This window comes from Xanthomonas sp. NCPPB 1067, assembly GCF_020783795.1.
Classification (GTDB): Bacteria; Pseudomonadota; Gammaproteobacteria; order Xanthomonadales; family Xanthomonadaceae; genus Xanthomonas; species Xanthomonas melonis.
The window spans coordinates 51,059-67,880 of sequence record NZ_JAJGQG010000005.1 but is presented as its reverse complement, the minus strand read 5'-3'; the positions used below and the strand labels follow the sequence as shown (position 1 = coordinate 67,880).

At 64.5% G+C, this 16,822-nt stretch carries 18 protein-coding genes, 1 other RNA gene and 1 pseudogene; 16 read left to right on the top strand and 4 right to left on the bottom strand.

From position 1 onward, the window contains the following. Positions 1-153 precede the first annotated feature (153 nt). The 9 genes and pseudogenes from LL962_RS05780 to LL962_RS05740 all read left to right on the top strand — a co-directional run. Positions 154-405 (top strand): WGR domain-containing protein, encoded by a 252-nt coding sequence (locus tag LL962_RS05780; protein WP_104587203.1) that lies wholly within the window; start codon positions 154-156, stop codon positions 403-405. A gap of 13 nt (positions 406-418) precedes the next feature. Continuing rightward, positions 419-1,483 carry a uroporphyrinogen decarboxylase gene (hemE, locus tag LL962_RS05775; protein WP_104587202.1) on the top strand — a complete coding sequence of 355 codons (1,065 nt, stop codon included), beginning with the start codon at positions 419-421 and terminating at the stop codon, positions 1,481-1,483. Positions 1,484-2,261: 778 nt separating this feature from the next. Continuing rightward, complete coding sequence (locus LL962_RS05770; protein ID WP_104587201.1) at positions 2,262-2,549, top strand: RebB family R body protein; 288 nt, start codon at positions 2,262-2,264, stop codon at positions 2,547-2,549. A gap of 38 nt (positions 2,550-2,587) precedes the next feature. Next, positions 2,588-2,857 (top strand): RebB family R body protein, encoded by a 270-nt coding sequence (locus LL962_RS05765; protein WP_022973269.1) that lies wholly within the window; start codon positions 2,588-2,590, stop codon positions 2,855-2,857. A gap of 30 nt (positions 2,858-2,887) precedes the next feature. After that, complete coding sequence (locus tag LL962_RS05760; RefSeq protein WP_104535982.1) at positions 2,888-3,154, top strand: RebB family R body protein; 267 nt, start codon at positions 2,888-2,890, stop codon at positions 3,152-3,154. A gap of 55 nt (positions 3,155-3,209) precedes the next feature. Then, positions 3,210-3,488 (top strand): RebB family R body protein, encoded by a 279-nt coding sequence (locus LL962_RS05755; RefSeq protein ID WP_228316256.1) that lies wholly within the window; start codon positions 3,210-3,212, stop codon positions 3,486-3,488. Between the two features lie 102 nt (positions 3,489-3,590). Continuing rightward, positions 3,591-3,926, top strand: a complete 336-nt coding sequence (locus LL962_RS05750) for a hypothetical protein (RefSeq protein ID WP_228316255.1) — start codon at positions 3,591-3,593, stop codon at positions 3,924-3,926. Between the two features lie 88 nt (positions 3,927-4,014). Beyond that, complete coding sequence (locus tag LL962_RS05745; RefSeq protein ID WP_167395309.1) at positions 4,015-4,194, top strand: RebB family R body protein; 180 nt, start codon at positions 4,015-4,017, stop codon at positions 4,192-4,194. Continuing rightward, positions 4,191-4,400 (top strand): annotated as a pseudogene (locus LL962_RS05740) (RebB family R body protein); the annotation flags it as partial. The gene LL962_RS05745 and the pseudogene LL962_RS05740, both read left to right, overlap by 4 nt. A gap of 214 nt (positions 4,401-4,614) precedes the next feature. On the opposite strand, the gene LL962_RS05735 reads toward LL962_RS05740, so the two are convergent. Then, a complete protein-coding gene (locus tag LL962_RS05735; RefSeq protein WP_228316360.1) occupies positions 4,615-4,836 on the bottom strand; it encodes a hypothetical protein in 222 nt (73 codons plus the stop codon). Between the two features lie 89 nt (positions 4,837-4,925). On the opposite strand from LL962_RS05735, the gene LL962_RS05730 reads away from it, so the two are divergent. The 6 genes from LL962_RS05730 (at position 4,926) to LL962_RS05705 (ending at position 9,561) form a co-directional block, all read left to right on the top strand. After that, positions 4,926-5,273, top strand: coding sequence for a hypothetical protein (locus LL962_RS05730; protein ID WP_047695780.1), 348 nt, complete (start codon positions 4,926-4,928; stop codon positions 5,271-5,273). A gap of 19 nt (positions 5,274-5,292) precedes the next feature. Beyond that, the gene (locus LL962_RS05725; RefSeq protein ID WP_104587195.1) at positions 5,293-6,363 is read left to right on the top strand and encodes a hypothetical protein; all 1,071 of its coding nucleotides are present in this window, start codon (positions 5,293-5,295) and stop codon (positions 6,361-6,363) included. Continuing rightward, positions 6,360-6,980 carry a hypothetical protein gene (locus LL962_RS05720; protein WP_228316254.1) on the top strand — a complete coding sequence of 207 codons (621 nt, stop codon included), beginning with the start codon at positions 6,360-6,362 and terminating at the stop codon, positions 6,978-6,980. Before LL962_RS05725 ends, LL962_RS05720 begins: the two co-directional genes overlap by 4 nt. Before the next feature lie 170 nt (positions 6,981-7,150). Continuing rightward, entirely contained in the window at positions 7,151-7,837 is a 687-nt protein-coding gene (locus LL962_RS05715) for a glycoside hydrolase domain-containing protein (RefSeq protein ID WP_228316253.1), read from the top strand. A gap of 399 nt (positions 7,838-8,236) precedes the next feature. Then, a non-coding RNA gene (locus LL962_RS05710) (sX9 sRNA) lies at positions 8,237-8,311 on the top strand. Between the two features lie 65 nt (positions 8,312-8,376). Continuing rightward, the gene (locus tag LL962_RS05705) at positions 8,377-9,561 is read left to right on the top strand and encodes a hypothetical protein (protein ID WP_228316252.1); all 1,185 of its coding nucleotides are present in this window, start codon (positions 8,377-8,379) and stop codon (positions 9,559-9,561) included. A 158-nt stretch (positions 9,562-9,719) separates the two neighbouring features. Here LL962_RS05705 and LL962_RS05700 read toward each other — a convergent pair whose 3' ends face one another. Next, positions 9,720-11,255, bottom strand: coding sequence for an AraC family transcriptional regulator (locus tag LL962_RS05700; protein ID WP_228316251.1), 1,536 nt, complete (start codon positions 11,253-11,255; stop codon positions 9,720-9,722). A gap of 314 nt (positions 11,256-11,569) precedes the next feature. After that, positions 11,570-11,695, bottom strand: coding sequence for a hypothetical protein (locus LL962_RS20885; RefSeq protein ID WP_255626208.1), 126 nt, complete (start codon positions 11,693-11,695; stop codon positions 11,570-11,572). Here LL962_RS20885 and mdtD point away from each other — a divergent pair. Next, positions 11,694-13,115 (top strand): multidrug transporter subunit MdtD, encoded by a 1,422-nt coding sequence (mdtD, locus tag LL962_RS05695; protein WP_228316250.1) that lies wholly within the window; start codon positions 11,694-11,696, stop codon positions 13,113-13,115. The genes LL962_RS20885 and mdtD overlap by 2 nt on opposite strands. 55 nt (positions 13,116-13,170) lie before the next feature. Here the strand turns inward: mdtD and LL962_RS05690 are convergent, their stop codons facing one another. After that, the gene (locus tag LL962_RS05690; RefSeq protein WP_434988033.1) at positions 13,171-16,779 is read right to left on the bottom strand and encodes a two-component regulator propeller domain-containing protein; all 3,609 of its coding nucleotides are present in this window, start codon (positions 16,777-16,779) and stop codon (positions 13,171-13,173) included. Positions 16,780-16,822 lie beyond the last annotated feature (43 nt).

Here is a 16,822-nt window from a genome sequence, read left to right as displayed (position 1 = left end):
CACTGCCTGCCAACATCGGCGCGGGCGGTGCGCACTGCTGCCCGTGAGCGCGCCGGCAGGCCTGGATGCCAGCCAGCACTGGCTTCGCAACCGGAGCGAGCAGGCGTGCCCATTGCCCCCAGCCTTCAGCACCGCCCGGCTACAATCGTGCACATGCGCATTCTCCTGCAACACGATCCCGGCGGTAACGCGCCGCTTCGCTATGTCCAGCTGACCCTGCAACCGGATCTGTTCGGCGGCTGGGAACTGCTGCGCGAGAGCGGACAGATCGGCGGCCGCACGCAACTACGGCGCGACCAGTACCTGCTACAGGACGAGGCCGACCGCGCGTTCGAAAAGGCCCGCGATACCCAGCTCAAACGCGGCTTCCGACTCATCACCGGCGGCGCCGACGCGCCGCACTGAGGACATCTTCCCCATGCTCAAGAACGATCGCCTGCTGCGCGCCCTCAACCGTCAGCCCGTCGACCGCACGCCCGTCTGGCTGATGCGCCAGGCCGGCCGCTACCTGCCGGAATACCGCGCCACCCGCGCGCGCGCCGGTAGTTTCCTGGGCATGGCCAAGAACCCGGAAATCGCCTGCGAGGTCACCCTGCAGCCGCTGCAACGCTTTCCGCTGGATGCGGCGATCCTGTTCTCCGACATCCTGACCATCCCCGATGCGATGGGCCTGGAGCTGTATTTCGTCGAAGGCGAAGGTCCCAAGTTCCGCCACCCGGTCCGCGATGCAGCCGCGATCCAGCGGCTGGGCGTGCCGGACATGGAGACCGAGCTGCGCTACGTGATGGATGCGGTGCGCCTGATCCGCCGCGAGCTGGACGGTGCAGTGCCGCTGATCGGCTTCTCCGGCAGCCCGTGGACGCTGGCCTGCTACATGATCGAAGGCGGCGGCAGCAAGGAATACGCACGCATCAAGGCCATGGCCTTCAATGCACCGGAGCTGCTGCATCACCTGCTCGGTACGGTCACCGATGCGGTGATCGCCTACCTGTCGGCGCAGCGCGCCGCCGGCGCACAGGCGCTGCAGGTATTCGACACCTGGGGCGGCGTGCTGTCGCCGGCGATGTACCGCGAATTCTCGCTGCCTTACCTGACCCGTATCGCGCGTGAGCTGGAGCGCGGCAGTGGGGCCGAGCGAACCCCGCTGGTGCTGTTCGGCAAGGGCAACGGCGCCTATGTGAGCGAGCTGGCCGCCAGCGGCGCCGAAGCGGTCGGCGTGGACTGGACCATCTCGCTGGCCGATGCCGCCCAGCGCGCCGCAGGCCGCGTCGCGCTGCAGGGCAACCTCGACCCGGCCACTCTATACGGCTCGCCCGACGCGATCCGCGCCGAAGTCGGCAAGACCCTGGACAGCTACGCGCAAGGCAACGGTGGCTCGCGCGAAGGCCACGTGTTCAACCTCGGCCACGGCATGTCGCCGGACATGGATCCGGATCACGTTGGCGTGCTGGTCGAAGCGGTGCAGAGCTTGAGCAAGCGCTGACGGGCCAGATGACCGGCGGCACTGCACGCGCTGCCGGTTGCCGCAGCAGGCACATGAGCGATTGCGAACATGTGCCTTTCCCGCGTACCGCTGCGTTTCAACGCACCCGGCGTTGAAACGCTGTCTGCATTGCTGACATCGGTTCGTGGTGACGCTCCGCATCATCACCGATGCATCCCCACTTCTGCACTGGCGCCCCACCGACGCCGCGACGTTGGTCTTGGTCGCGGCACCTCCGCCCATGCCAGGCCCTGACGAAGCGCGCATGCCTGGCGATCTCGCAGACAGTACGGCCAGCGCGTAGTGACTCGCTGCAGACGCGCATCGGTTTGTGACGGCGCTCAAACTGTCGGTCGAAGCACTGCGTCTGCGGCGACACAGCCGGCTCGCTCTGATCCCGCACCAGCGGCACGTGGTGCGGCTGGCGCACGAACGTAATGCGGTCCCGGCTGGCAGCCCGGCCCGGACGGCGCGCGTTCTCGCGCGTTCTGCAGGGTATTTATGTCAATCCGGTTGCGATTCGCCAATGAATTCCCCGCACCGCGTTCCAGATCGCGGCGACAAGCCGCGTGTCGCTCTCAAGCCGGCACGGCTTCACGTCGATAAACCCGGCATTGCCGTCGTTTGCACCAATTCTTCCACGGCACGGCGATCTACTGTTGCTCCACGGTGATGCGGCGCCACTGCGACACCTCCAGACAGGCTCTCCGCCTGCCGAACCTCGACACCGTCACGTTTGTTCAAACGCTTCACTCACCCGCGAACCAGGGAGAAAAGCATGGCCTTTCCAACTGCCGTCAACGACCAGATCACCGACTCCGTCACCCAAGCCAATACCAAGGTGTTGGGCGATGCCCCCGCCATCGCCATGGGCAATCTGTACCAGGCCACCGCGCAGGCGCTGGCCAACGCCGCCCACAACGCGACCAATGCGCAGCAGCAGAGCTATGTCACCGCGCAATCGGCCACCACCATGGGCGTGGCCACGCTCTACTCCATCGATACCGCCACCACGGGCGTTGCGACCAAACAGATCCTGAGCACCGGCATCAAGGGCCTGGGTTGAACCCGATGCGCTGACCACCGTCCACCAAGGAGCACCACATGGCATTCCCAACTGCAGTGAACAACCAGATCACCGACTCGGTCACCCAGGTCAACACCAAGGTGCTGGGCGACGCCCCGGCCATCGCCATGGGCAATCTGTACCAGGCCACCGCGCAGGCACTGGCCAATGCCGCCCACAACGCGACCAACGCGCAGCAGCAGAGCTACGTCACCGCGCAGTCGGCCACCACCATGGGCGTGGCAACGCTGTACTCCATCGACACCGCGACCACCGGCGTCGTCACCAAGCAGATCCTGGGCGTCTGACGACCCGGCTGACGCCAAGGACATCCGCCAATGGCCTTTCCCACCGCCGTCAACGACCAGATCACCGATTCGGTCACCCAAGCCAATCTGCAGGTATTGGGCAGCGCTCCAGCCGCAGCCATGGGCAATCTGTATCAGGCCACCGCGCAAGCGCTGGCGAATGCGGCCCACAACGCAACGCTCGCGCAGCAGCAGATGTACGTCACCGCACAGGCAGCAACCACGATGGGCGTCTCGCTACTGTACTCGCTCGATACCGGCGCCACAGGTGCCGCCACCAAGAAGATTCTCGGCTAACACCACCAACGCCGCAGGCTCTTCGCTCTTCCACCACCGCTAAGGAGCTATCACCATGGCCTTTCCGACTGCCGTCAACAGCCAGGTCACCGATTCCGTCTCCCAGGTCAACACCAAGGTCCTCGGCGATGCGCCGGCGATCGCAATGGGCAACCTGTTCGTGGCCACCAGCCAGGCGCTGTCCAATGCCGCACACAACGCAACGAACAACCAGCAGCAGTCCTACGTGACGATGCAGGCATCGACGACGCAGGGCGTGTCCACCCTGTATTCGATCGATACCGCGTCCGATGGCGTGGCCACGCGCGAAATCCTCAGCGCCGGGCTGCGGTAATCGGTGGCCAGGCACCGCCGCCGTCTCGCCGGTGGTGCCTGGTTCGATACGCGGCGCCATGCTCCCCCGCATCTGGCTGGTCGATTCCAGAAAGGACGCACCATGTTGCAGTTACATCATATCCCCACGTCCAACACCCTGGATGTGGTGGTCAGACTCATCAGGGGCCGCACCATCGTGGCCACGTTCGCACCTCACCAGAAAGCGGTGATGAATGTCGCCTTCGACGGCATCCTGCCCCTGATTCCCGGAGCGCAGCCATTGGTCTATCGCCAGAGGCCGGGCAACGTGATCGACGTGCCGCGCGGCAATTTTGCTTTCCTGGAACGCGTTCCCGATGGCGTGGCCTTGCAGTACGCGTGCAGACACGAGCCGCAGAACACCGTGCTGTTCTCGGCGTCGGCAGGGGTTGAACAGCGCAGGCCGTCGTTGGCCTAGAACACCGACGCCAGTGCCTGTCATGCAGCCAAGCGCGCAGGCCGCAAGCATCGCCAGCCTGGTCGGCCCTGCCGCAACAGGTGCGGCGATGGCCATCGGGCAAGCGCCGGCCTTCGCGATGGGAGCCACCTATCTGGCGCTGGCGGACTCCATCGCGCTCGCAATGGAAAACGCCGTCGCCAACCAGCAACGCGGACAGGTTCTTGCCGATGCCGCACTCACCCAGATCCTTGCCTTGATCATCCAGAAAGGAGCGACTTCATCATGATCGACGATAGCAGCGTGAACAGTCAGATCGTCGATGCCGTCAGCAGCATCGTGACGCTGACCACCGGTCAAGCGCCCGCACAGGCGCTGGGCATGCTCGATGCGGTGATGCTGGAGACGCTGGGCATGGCGATGCATAACGCCGTGAACCGGCAGCAGGGCGCAGGCATGATCAATGCTGCTGCGATCACCGCCGCCTGCGCCAAGATGATCTCGGCGCCGTTCCCGGTTCCGCCACCGCCGCCGCCCGCACCACCCGGACCAGCGCCGACCGTGGCGCCGTTACCTGGCCCACCGCCCGCGCCTTCTCCCCCGGCGGCGCTGATCGCTGCTGCAGCGGCGGAAGCCAAGACGGCGGTCGATGTGCTGAAAACGCAGGCGCAAGGCGCATCGGCAGATGCCGCGACCGCAGCCGCCGACCTCATGGAAGTCCATGCACTGAGCGTCCCGCCGCCTCTGCCTGCCACTCCCCCCGCCCCCGGCGCCGGCCCCAATGATGCTGCCACTGCTGATGCTCCTGTTGCTCCACCCCCAGTTCCACCCGCAGCCGCAGCTGCTGGCGCACCCGCTCCTGCATCTGCACCTGTTGTTCCTGCTGCACCTGCATCTGCATCTGTGCCTGCACCTGCACCTGCATCTCCAACGCCGCCTCCGCCATAAGCCGACCGCGTAGAGGCGTGTTTCACCACCAGGCCTCATCGCCAGGCCGCAGATCAATCCACGGGAGCTGAGATGGAACCGAGCAAGGTCAATGCCCAGGTCATCGATGTGATCAACCAGACGCAGATGGCCACCATGAGCCCGCAGGTCGTGCTGACCAGCGGGGCCGGAAAGGCCTATCAATCGGTGGCGCAGTCCACGGCCATCGCGGTGCAGGACGCCACCGACGCGCTGCGCAATGTCTCCACCATCGCCACCACGGCCGTCGGCGTGGCGATGGCGCAATACCTGGCCACCGGCGACGCCAAATACGTCACCGCGCTCACCCAGGCACAGGCGCTGATGCAGGGTGCCACCGACGACTTCGCCAGGATCGGCTCGGCGGCCGGCCTGGTGCTGAAAAACTTCCCCGCTGGTTGAACTCACAAGGAGTCATGCAATGTCCGTTTCGATCGCTGGCCGCCTGATCTCGATGCCGACGATGCTCTCGACGCTGGGCAGGCAGTGCCTGGCCTTCATCGATGGAGGCACCCAATGGCTGGCCTGGGCGATCCAGTCGCCCGGCGTGCGCTACGACTTTCCCGACGAGAGCAGCTTGCTCGATGAGGTGCAGCAAGGCCTGCATGGCTCGCGCCTGGCCTTGCTGCCGCAGCTGGAACTGAAGGTCAGCCCGGTCAAGCTGATGAGCTTGAGCGCGACCGACCTGGGCACGTTGGCGCAGGCCGAAGCCGGCGATACCGGATCGGTGGTCAAGGCGCAGTTGCAGCGCATCTTCCGCGACAACGCCCTGTTCACCGCAAGCGACCTGGGCGCAGGCCGTAGCCTGCTGACCCAGCTGAAGGTCGACGGCGCTGCGGTGTTCCAGTCGCTGGACCTGGAAGAAAGCCTGGCGCTGCGCCAGCTGGCTGCGGACGCGCCGCCGGCCAACGTGACGCCGGCGCTGCAGCAGGAAGCAGCCGCGTTCGCCGTCGAGCAGGCGCGAACACCGCTGGAATTCTGCGATTACTACCGTTTCTACCTGGCCTGCACCGCCACGATTACCGCTGCGGACGAGCGTGCGCATGCGGCGGCCTCGGCGCTGCAGACGCTGCTGCCGCTGCTGTTCGCCACCCTGGATTGCCCACAGGTCCAGGGACTGCCCTCGCCCAACGAGGTCGAACGCAGCGTTGCCGACTGGCTGGCGCGCGGTCGCCAGATCGGCTTCGCGCGGCTATCGCTGGCGGCCCAGCAGATCGTCCAGCACACCCGCTACCAAGGCAGCGGAGACGACCAGGCGGCGAACGACGCCATCGGCCTCTACCTGCAATCGGCGCAGGCCTTCCTGGCAGCCAACCGGCCCAGTCGTGGCGTGCTTGGTCAGGACGGCAACAGCTGCGTGTTCGCCATGCGCAACGACACCCTGGCCGCGCTGCTCCAGGTCAACGGCGGCGTCATCTCGCTCCGCGATTTCGGTGCGGCGCCTGCATCCAGCAGCACATCGCAAGCTGCGGACACGGAGGCTTCGGAGTGAACGCATCGCGCTCGCTTCCTGCGGCCAGCGACCAGACCCCGCCTGCGATCAGCGCCGCTGACGCGGCCCGTGACGCGGTGCATGCAGGACGCGCCGCTGCCCTGGCGGCCGCACGCCAGACCATGGCGCAAGCCGAACACGCACTGGGCGCGATGCTGCGCACGCTGGCGGCGCAGCGCCCGCCCGATACCGCACCACTCACGGTCCCGCTCCGGCCATCGCGTACCGATGCCGTTGCCCCGCTCCATCCCGCGTCCACTTCAGGAGACATCCGCATGACCGACGATACCCAGCCCACGCCTCCGGTTCCGCCCACTGCCACTCCTGCGCAATCGCCAGGATCGTCGCAGATCGAAGCCGCACTGAAGGCGGCGCAAGCCCAGATCGATCAGGCGATGGCGGCCAGCGACAGGGCCGTGCAGGCGGCCATGCAGGCTGCGAACGCCGCGACCGCCGCAGCCGGTAACAATCCAGCGGTCGACAACGCAACCCAGGCGCTACAGCAGGCCGACCAGGCCGCAGCCGCTGCGGTTGCCGCCGCGCAGCAACAGGCCGAGCAGGCGATGAACGCAACGCCTTCGGCAAACCCAGACGCAGACAACGGAACAGCCGCCTAACGCATCGGAACGTATCGATGTCGCGGCGACGCCGGTCCTGCAGCGAGCACACCCGTTTCCTTTGGGGCGGGTCACCCGACCCGGCCGCCACTTCGATCCAGTAGCGCAACCCCGTCGTTCTAGCCATCGCGCCCCGGTCCAGCCACCGCCCGATCCCAAGGAATGCCGACATGACGTTCTACACAGGCTTCGACACCGATCAATTCCCCGGACTCCCCGCCCTCGACTGGCTCAAGAACGAGACCAGCCTGGCATGGTGCGGCTACTACCTGGCACCGGCGCCAAGCCACGCCGATACCGGCTGGATGGGCCAACGCGCGGCGTTGACCGCACAAGGCTGGGGTCTGGCGCCGGTGTACCTAGGCCAGCAGACGATCGGCCCGGGTTCGCATGAGGCCAACGCGCGACAGGGCAGTATCGATGGTGCACAGGCTGCGGCGCTGGCACGCACCGAAGGCTTTCCCGGCGGTGCGGTCGTCTATCTCGACTGGGAAGATGGCGGCAGCCCGCCCCAGGCTGCCATCGATTACATCCGCATGTGGATCGCCGCTTTGGTGGAGCATGGCTACTCGCCAGGCCTGTATTGCTCGCACGCGCGCGCAGTGGAATTGCTGTCGCGCATCGGCCCCGGCCCCACCCCACGCGTCTGGGCCTGGCGCGTCTCGACGGCAGCGCGTCATCCCTACGCCGGCGACATACGGCACATCCAGCCCGCCGATCCCGCCGGCTGCGGCTATTCCCAGGCCATGCTCTGGCAATACGAACAGGATGCGGTGCTGTCGCTTCCCGGCACGCCCTTGGATGGGCTGGAAGTGGACCTCAGTTATTCGAGCTTGGCTGATCCGAGCGCGGCGTGATTGCGCAAGTTCCCCGTTCCAACGAAGTGCTGAATGGACGCACCTCGGCAGGCACGCGAGAAGAGCCATGCTGCTAGCCGCTTGCTCACTCAGCTGATCGACAGCCGCAGTCATGCGTTTGGAATGCGGGGGAACTCGTACTTTGCTACCACATCCCACGTAACTGGCCGAAGCCAATCCGGGTCAACCAGAGAAGTGGGATTTACTTCTGCGCCGCCAAGCCTCTTTGAAGAATAGTTGTTTCCAGCGTTATTAAGGCGACTGCTGCGTTTATCCATTTGCGCCAAGCTTACGCATGAATGCAAGGGACCGAGCCTGATCGGATGCAACCACTCTAGAGCGGCTAACAAAACGACTGCGCTCCCCGCCAAGCGGGCGTGGCCGACCCTCGGAATCGGCGTGCGCCATACGTGCACTCGGGTTCCTCCGCGCCGTCCACACCCACCTGACGATCGCTCGCACGTTCTGTTAGTCGCTCTTAATCCGAAGCGAACTGACGCACTTACTCCACTTCCATAACATGACGAGGATACGCGTAAATGCGTGCATTCTTTAAAATAAGGAAAAAAATGGCTGCCAGAATGATAGCTCAAGGCTTGACGCATGGAGGATTTCTGGCGACAGGTGCAGCCACATCATTTTCACGGTCAGGGCCTGCGAAGTGGATCCTGGGAAGTCGGACCAAAGAAAACCTGGCTGCAAAGATAGATGTTGGCTTGGACTGTGAAGAACTCGTCCGCATGACATTGAGAAAATTTGGAGTTAGTGATGCGACATCTCAGTCACTCGATCTCATGGGTGTAGTCGCCCCACTCGCTGTAACTCAGCGCACTTTTAGAGTTGCGGAATTCCTGAGTATTGCCCATGCTAAAGATGTCGTCGCCAGTTTTTCGCCGATTTTTGGTGATACTTATATCCCATCGCCCCTGGACCACTTGCCTGAAGAGGACGCAAAAAGCGCTGGCGGCGTACTAACCATGCGCATGGCATTGAACTTATTAAACTCAAGCGCCACGACTCAACAACAGGCAGCGCTGAATTTGGCATTACTCACATTTTACGCGGAAAATAGCGAAAACCCGTGTGCAAGGCTGGCCTACGAAATAACAGTCGAAGTGGGAAAAAGATGGCTAGTACTGCCTTCCGAAGTGCCAAGTCTAGGCATCCTTAGCTCGTTTGGATCCGGCACGGGGCTGGCACACTTGTTTCAAGACGTACCCAACGCAGTATTGAAGCGACTTCGAGATATGTTAGGCGATGGCCATGAATCAAAGGAAATATTGCTGAAAAAAATCGAACTGATTGGATCGGCGTGCGAACTGGCCAAGCAAGCTGCAATCGGGTCCCTGACTGGAACAATCACTTACATCGAGGAGGCCGAACGAGATCTTTATATATTCAGAACTGAACGATTACTGCCCGTTCCCATGGAAGTCTTTCCGCTCAACCTATTTAAGCACTTTTCTCCGGCACGATTCTTTTTTCAAGAGCCGGCCATCGAAGGCGCCATCAAGACCAGAGACTATTATTTGATAAAGGAAATCGTGCGCGAATGCGAAAATCGCGGGTTCAATTTATCCAAAGATGAAGTGCGCAATGCATTGTCTGCAGGTGCAGACCAAGTGCTACACCAGGGGGATCGGATCAGAAAAATTGCGGAAAGCCAGTCTGAATACTTCGCCAATCAATCGATCAAATCTTCAAGGAAAGAAGTTGAGGACTAGCTCTGCCACTCTAAGACTCTTAATCGATGCAATCATGATGTACGTGGATGCTCGCCTTGGCGAGGCGCGAACTTATCGAATTCATCGCACTAGAACTTCGCGCTGAGCTATTCGCAAGAAACCCAGCACGAAGCGACCAGGAACACCGCTACCCGAGGCTAGTCGATCCCACTGCTCGTACCGGCGTTACGGAACTCCCGCGGACTCACCCCCACCAACCGCCGGAAGCTCTTCTCGAAATGGCTCAGGTCGCCGAAGCCTACCTTCAGCGCCACTTCGGTGATGCGCAGTCTCGGTTGCCGTTGCAAAAGCTCCTTGGCCTTTTCGATGCGGAGCTGCTGCAGCATCGGTTTGAACGGGGTGCCCAGCTCCTCGCGGAACAGAAAGCCCAGATGCGACTGGCTGACATGCGCCTGCCGGGCCAGGTCGCCCAGGGTCAGCGGCTCGGCGTAGTGCTCACCCAGATGCACCAGGGCGCGCCGGAGTGCGTCGTGCAAGCTGGCCAGACGTTGGCCAGGGCGATGCGGGAGGCCATCGATCCAATCGACCGGCGTTTCCGGAAGCATGGACGCGCTTGCAAGCCCGGCCGTTGGTGGTGGTGTCGCGCGCACATCGCGCTGCGCTTGCCATTCGCGGTCTTTCACCAGATGCGGTGCATGGCGCTGGATATCGGCAATGCCGACCGGCCTGCCGGCCGTCATGACCGCCAGGCGCAGCATCACCCGCTCCAGCTCTTGAAGGTTTCCCGGCCATGGGTAATGGGCCAGGACATCCATCAGCGGCTCGGTGACAGAAGAGCGGTGATCCAGGCCATGCCGATCCAGCACGCGCTCGATATGGAAGCCGATGTCGGCGTGCCGCCTGCGCAAAGGGGCGAGCTCGATTGCCAGGACATCCAGTTGCGAGAGCAGCGCCCGCGAAAAGCGTCCGGCGCGGACACGGCGCGGCAGATCGGCGGTCGTGGAGGCGACGACCCGCGGCAAGGCCTCACCGCCCGCAACGGACCATGGCCAATCGCGGGCCGAGAGATATCCGGCCACCTGGCGTTGCAGCGCGTCGTCGAGCTCGTCCACGTTCTGCAGGAACAAGGTTCCTCCCGCTGCACGCTCGAACCATAGTGCCGGCACGTCGCCAACAGCAGTGGCGCAATCGACCACAACGAACGGCCCCTCCCGCCAGGGTGCGGCGGCATGCAGCAGGATCGCCACGTGTTCCTTTTCGGTACCGAACTCGCCGCGCACGATGACAGGCAAGCGACTGTATGCGACGTGTTCGACGAACGCATCGATCGTCCAGACCTCCTCGCTCACGCCCACAAGCGGCAGCGCTCGACCGAACCGGTCCTGAGCCAGCGCCCGCGCGATATCGCGCTGGATCAGGTACGCACAACACTTTGCGATCTGCCGGTATAGCGTCATCGCCTGTGTGGTGATGCCGTCTTGCCCCGGCCTCACGCTCAGTGCGCCGAGAACCTGTTGGCCATGCTGGACGAGAAACATCTGTGCAGGCGTGGCATGCATCTGCGCCGGATCCTGAACCGGTGGATCGCCTTCCTCCACCGCGACAAACGTGCAGACCGCGCCGTCTGCGATCTCACTGTGCGACAGTTCCGCAGCGATCCTTTCCAGCATTTTCGCCAGAGGATCGCCGGGGAAGTACGCGCGCTGCATTACATCGAAGACCTGCTTTTCCATGGATTTTTCGACCTGATCACCGGCGCGCTCGGAAGGCGGCCATACCCAAGTCGCGCCATCCCTGACCAGACCGTCGGCAAAGCTCCAGGCAATGCATTCGCTGCTCGGTTCACCGCCGCGCCTGCCACTCGATCACTCCATGGCAACACGGAGACCCGCGCTTGCCTTGGCTGGACCCGTTGAAGGCGCAAGAGATTCGCCAGCGAATCCAACGCTTGTTGCAAGCCAGGTTCGGCATTAGCACGCTGCCATCCGGTTGTCCCGACGATTGGTATCGCGCGACCGCACAGCCAATCAATTGGGTGAGGGCCGTCTCACTCATTGCCGCTGCAGCGCTGCGGCGCTGCGACGAACTCAAGCAACGCAATACCGCATGCCATTGCGACCTTCTGCACATTGGCGCGGGGATAATGCGCTGCCCTTCCTTCAACATTGCTCATGTCTGCACCCGTCCCTACCTTGCACGCTTACGCCGCCATCAAGCCCTTGCTGTGGCTGGTGTCGCTGGCGATCTTCATGCAGATGCTGGACGCCACCATCGTCAACACGGCGTTGCCGTCGATGGCGCGCAGCCTGCGCGAAAGCCCGCTGCAGATGCAGTCGGTCGTCTTCAGCTATGCGTTGGCCGTGGCCATGTTCATTCCAGCCTCCGGCTGGATCGCCGACCGCTTCGGCACCCGGCGCACCTTCCTGGCAGCGATCATCGTGTTCACGCTGGGCTCGTTGCTCTGCGCCGCCGCGCAGCAGCTGCCACAACTGGTCGCCGCGCGGGTGGTGCAAGGCATCGGCGGCGCGATGCTGTTGCCGGTGGGGCGATTGGCGGTCCTCAAGACGGTGATGCGCGAAGACTTCCTGCGCGCGATGAGCTTCATCGCCATTCCCGCCCTGATCGGCCCGTTGATCGGTCCCACGCTGGGCGGCTGGCTGGTGGAAGTGGCCTCTTGGCACTGGGTCTTCCTGATCAATCTGCCGATCGGCATCATCGGCTTCATCGCCGCGCTCAGGATCATGCCGGACCATTACGGCCAAGCGCGCAGACGCTTCGATCTGATCGGCTATCTGATGCTGGCGGTCGGCATGGTGGCGTTGTCGCTGGCGCTGGACGGCATCGCCGAGCCCGGCATGCGCCACGCCTTCGTCATGCTGCTGGCGATCGGTGGGCTGGCCGCCCTTGCCGGTTACTGGCTGCATGCCGGCAATGCCGCCAACGCGCTGTTTCCGCTGGCTCTGTTCAAAGTGGCAAGTTATCGCATCGGCATCCTGGGCAACCTGTTCGCCCGCGTGGGCAGCGGCTCGATGCCGTTGCTGATTCCGTTGCTGCTGCAGGTGGGCCTGGACATGAGTCCGATGCACGCCGGGCTGATGATGGTGCCGGTGGCACTGGCGGGCATGGCAGCCAAACGCGCTGCGGTCAGGCTGGTGGGACGTTTCGGCTACCGCACGACGTTGATGGTCAACACCGTGCTGGTGGGCCTGGCAATGGCCAGCTTCGCGCTGAGCGAAGCCGGCCAGCCACTGTGGCTGCGACTGCTGCAGCTGGCCTGCTTCGGGGGAGTGAATTCGCTGCAGTTCACCGTCATGAACACCGTCACCCTGCGCGATCTGGATCGCGATCAGGCCAGCCCCGGCAACAGCCTGTTGTCGATGGTGATGATGCTGGCCACCGGCTTCGGCGCCGCAGCGGCAGGCAGCCTGCTGGCCGCTTTCGACACGCAGCTGGGCGAGACGCACGGCGCCACTGCCGCGCTGCATGCCACCTTCCTGTGCGTGGGCGGCATCACCCTGACCTCGACACTGATCTTCTGGCAGTTGGCCGACACCCGACCGCATCCCAGGGAGGTGGAGGCGGTGGCCGAATAGCCGCTGCCCAGCGCACTCCAGCCCCAAAAAAAAACCAGCGCTTATCGACGCCTGCCTAGCGGCCCTGGCCCGGACGCGCGCCGCGCAAAGCCTCGGCGATCGTATCGGCCAGCATGTCGCCGGTGAGCGGCTTGCGCAGGAAACTGTCGAAACCGGCTTCCTGCGCGGCCGGTTCGGCGGCCTCGTCCGAGCGTGCGGTCACCGCGATCAGCGGCATCTCGTAGCCGAACACGCGCAGTTGCCGGGCCAGCGCGAAGCCGTCCAGCCCGGGCAAGTCAAGATCCAGCAGCGCCAGATCGAATGTGTTGTCGGCCGCTTCGGTCAATGCCGCCAGGCCATGCGGAGCGTGCACGACGGTGTGCCCTTGCGCCCGCAGCAGGCCCACGATGACCTCGGCGATGGTGGAATCGTCTTCGACCAGCAGGATGCGCTGCGGCGCAACGTGCACGTCGGCACGCGAGCCCTCGCTGCCCGGCGCGACATTGGAACTGACCCAGCGCAGCGGCAGATCCACGACAAAGCGCGTACCGGCGCCAAGCCGGCTGATCACCTCGATATGTCCGCCCATGGCCACTGCCAGTTCCTGGCAGATCGCCAATCCCAGGCCGCTGCCGCCATAGCGCGACGTGGTCTTGGCGCCGTCGCCCTGCTCGAAACGCTGGAACAGGCGCGCCTTCTGATCGGCGTTGATGCCTGGCCCGGTGTCGGCCACTTCGAAACGCAGGCCCTGATACGAACCCTGGGTGGTCAGCTTGAGACCGACCACGCCGCGCTCGGTGAACTTGATCGCGTTGCTGAGCAGGTTGAGCAGGATCTGGCGGATACGGGTGGGGTCGCCGCTGGCAGTGATGTCGCCCAGCAGGCCCACCTCCAGGCTGAAATGCAGCCCGCGCTCGCGGGCCAGCGGCGCCATCAGCGCTTCGACCTCTGCCACCAGCTGGCGTACCGAGAATGGCTGCAGGTCCAGTTCCAGGCGTCCGGACTCGATCCGCGCCAGATCCAGCGCGTCGTTGACCAGACGCAGCAGATGCGCGCCCGCGCGGCGGATGGATTCGGTATAGCCGCGCTGTTGGGAATCCAGCGAGGTCTTGAGCAGCAATTCGCTCATGCCCAGTACGCCGGTCATGGGCGTGCGCACTTCGTGGCCGAGCGTGGCCAGAAATCGGGTCTTGGCGAGCGACGCCTGTTCGGCCAGTTCCTGCTTGTGCACTGCCAGCTGCCACGCGCTCAGGCGCCGCAGGCGCCGCCGGTACATCAGGATCGAGGCCGCCACGATGCACAGCGCCAACAGGCCCAACCCGGCCAGCCCCCACGGCGCCAGCCACCAGGGCGGCATCACCTGGAAGCGCAGCTTCTGGCTGGCCGACCAGATGCCGTCGGCGGTGCGTCCCTGCACTTCGAGGGTGTAGTGCCCGGCCGGCAGGCGCGAAAACAGCCGCTCGCCGCTCGGACCCACATCGATCCAGTCCGGATCGTAGCCACTCAGGCGGAAGCGGTAGCTGTTGGATTCGGAGTCGGCGAAGCTGAGCAGCCGCGCCACGATATGCAGATCGCGATCGCCGTCCTGCACGATCAACGGTTTGACATGGCTCACATCCAGCCCGCGCTCGCCACGTCGCAATCCCACCCGCTCGATGACCAGCGGTACCCGATGATCCTTGGGTTTGAGCTGGGCAGGATCGAAGATGACCAGGCCGTCGGGGGTGGCGCCCACGATCATGCCCTTGGACGACTGCGCCAACGAACGCGGCACGAACTGCGGGTTGGGCAAGCCGTCGTGCACGCCGAACACCCGCACGCCACGGGTGGCCGGGTCGACCCGGATCAGGCCGCGCATGCTCGATAGCCAGGCCACGCCATCGCGATCGACCACCAGGCCCTGCGGGGCGAGCGCCGGGAACTCCTGGTCGGCACCCACCGTGTCCAGGTGATGCAGACTGCCGTCCTTCCACAGATAGCGATGCAACTTCCCCAGCCCCGCGAGCCAGGCGACCTCGTTGTCGCTGAAGCGAAAGTTGAAGATCTGTTCCTGCGGCGCACCGGCGATGGGCTCGAAGCGTTCGCGGGTCGCATTCCAACGTTGCAGGCCGTGGCTTCCGGCCAGCCACAGCATGCCGTCCGGCCCACTCTGCAACTGACGCACCACCAGGTCGGGGGCCAGGCCATGCGTGCCTCGCAGCAGGTTGCGCAGCACCCGGCCGTCTTCGTCGCGCTCCTGCAGCCCCATCGGGGTCTGGATCCAGACATGCCCATCGGCGGTCTGCTGCAGACGCTCCAGGACCGCCTCCCAGGTGGGATCACGCACGCTACCGTGCAGGTCCTTGGTGGACTTCCAATGCAGTACCTCACCGCTGGCGGGGTCATAGCGCAACAGGTGTCCGAAACTGCCCACCCACACCCGGCCCTTGCGATCTTCCAGCATGCTGTTCGCCCAGCCTTGCGAGCCCAGCGTCCGCAGCACCAGCTCGATCCTGCCCTGTGCAGGATCGACCCGCTCGAGCGCATCGGAACTGCCCACCAGCCAGAAGCGCCCGTCGCTGGACTTCGCGGTGGCCTGAATCGCGAGATTCCCCTGCAGCCGACCGTCTTCCTCGTGATTCACCACTACCGCGAAGCGACGCCAGTTCGACGGCAGGTGCCAGAGCCCGCCGATCGGGCTGGCGAACCATACACCGCCTTCGCGATCCTGGTAGGCCGATTCCCAGTTGGGACGCACGCGGCCGTGCGTGGATGCGTTATAGAGCGGGACATTGTGCACCTGACTGCCGGTGGCATGCCCCAGGCCGGCCGCCGTATCCAGCCAGTAGCTACCGTCGTGATCGCGCAGCAGCACCCCCAGCACCGGATACCGTGTGGGCGCCTGCCAGCGGTGCGGACTCAGGCCGCCCTGCAAATCGCGTCGGAACACCTGGTCATCGCTGGTGCCGATCCAGAGGCTGCCGTCGGGGTCGGCGGTCAGCTGAGTGATGATCTGCGCGGTGCCCTGCGGGAATTGCTGACGTTCGAAGTCCTTGCCGGTCCAGCGCGCGAGGCCGTCGGCGGTTCCCACCCACAGCACGCCACGCGTATCGATGCTCAGCCGATAGATGGCGTCGTCGGGCACGCTGCGCGGGTCGTCGGCGCGATGCATGAAGTGGTCCAGCACGCCATCGGGCCGCAGCCGGAACAGCCCGCTGCTTTCGGTACCGAACCAGACGCTGCCGTCGTCGGTGGACACGATGTTCCAGATCACCGCACCGCGCAGTGCCGGGTAACGGGTGCCGTCATAGAAGGTGAACGCATGACGCGCCGGGTCCAGCATGCCCAGTCCCGCCATACCGGTTCCAACCCAGACCTGGTTGCGTTTGTCGATGTGGATCGCCCACACCTGGTTGTCGCGCAGTCCATCCTCGATGCGCCAGATGCGGAAGTTGCGGCCGTCGTAGCGTGCCAGTCCATCGCTGCTGGCCAGCCACAGGTAGCCGTTGGCGTCCTCCTCCACCTCGTACACGATGTTGGACGGTAGCCCGTCGGCGACCGTCAACTGACGCGGCTGCGGCAAGACGGGCACCGCGCCGATCCCCAGCACCGGCCATGCGCACACGGCGATCACGCACCACAGCAACAGACGCCGCGCCTTTTGCGCGGTCGTCGGCCTGCGGCGGGGGAGAGGTCTGTCTTGCAACGTGCGTCCTTGTTTTGTTTGCACGCATAGTGCGCACCGCGCC

Bases quoted from the DNA above. Each gene is read 5' to 3' on its own strand.
- LL962_RS05780 (WP_104587203.1), top strand. From the start codon at position 154: ATGCGCATTCTCCTGCAACACGATCCCGGCGGTAACGCGCCGCTTCGC.
- hemE (WP_104587202.1), top strand. From the start codon at position 419: ATGCTCAAGAACGATCGCCTGCTGCGCGCCCTCAACCGTCAGCCCGTC.
- LL962_RS05770 (WP_104587201.1), top strand. From the start codon at position 2,262: ATGGCCTTTCCAACTGCCGTCAACGACCAGATCACCGACTCCGTCACC.
- LL962_RS05765 (WP_022973269.1), top strand. From the start codon at position 2,588: ATGGCATTCCCAACTGCAGTGAACAACCAGATCACCGACTCGGTCACC.
- LL962_RS05760 (WP_104535982.1), top strand. From the start codon at position 2,888: ATGGCCTTTCCCACCGCCGTCAACGACCAGATCACCGATTCGGTCACC.
- LL962_RS05755 (WP_228316256.1), top strand. From the start codon at position 3,210: ATGGCCTTTCCGACTGCCGTCAACAGCCAGGTCACCGATTCCGTCTCC.
- LL962_RS05750 (WP_228316255.1), top strand. From the start codon at position 3,591: ATGTTGCAGTTACATCATATCCCCACGTCCAACACCCTGGATGTGGTG.
- LL962_RS05745 (WP_167395309.1), top strand. From the start codon at position 4,015: ATGGCCATCGGGCAAGCGCCGGCCTTCGCGATGGGAGCCACCTATCTG.
- LL962_RS05730 (WP_047695780.1), top strand. From the start codon at position 4,926: ATGGAACCGAGCAAGGTCAATGCCCAGGTCATCGATGTGATCAACCAG.
- LL962_RS05725 (WP_104587195.1), top strand. From the start codon at position 5,293: ATGTCCGTTTCGATCGCTGGCCGCCTGATCTCGATGCCGACGATGCTC.
- LL962_RS05715 (WP_228316253.1), top strand. From the start codon at position 7,151: ATGACGTTCTACACAGGCTTCGACACCGATCAATTCCCCGGACTCCCC.
- LL962_RS05705 (WP_228316252.1), top strand. From the start codon at position 8,377: ATGCGTGCATTCTTTAAAATAAGGAAAAAAATGGCTGCCAGAATGATA.
- LL962_RS05700 (WP_228316251.1), bottom strand. From the start codon at position 11,255: ATGGAAAAGCAGGTCTTCGATGTAATGCAGCGCGCGTACTTCCCCGGC.
- mdtD (WP_228316250.1), top strand. From the start codon at position 11,694: ATGTCTGCACCCGTCCCTACCTTGCACGCTTACGCCGCCATCAAGCCC.
- LL962_RS20885 (WP_255626208.1), bottom strand. From the start codon at position 11,695: ATGAGCAATGTTGAAGGAAGGGCAGCGCATTATCCCCGCGCCAATGTG.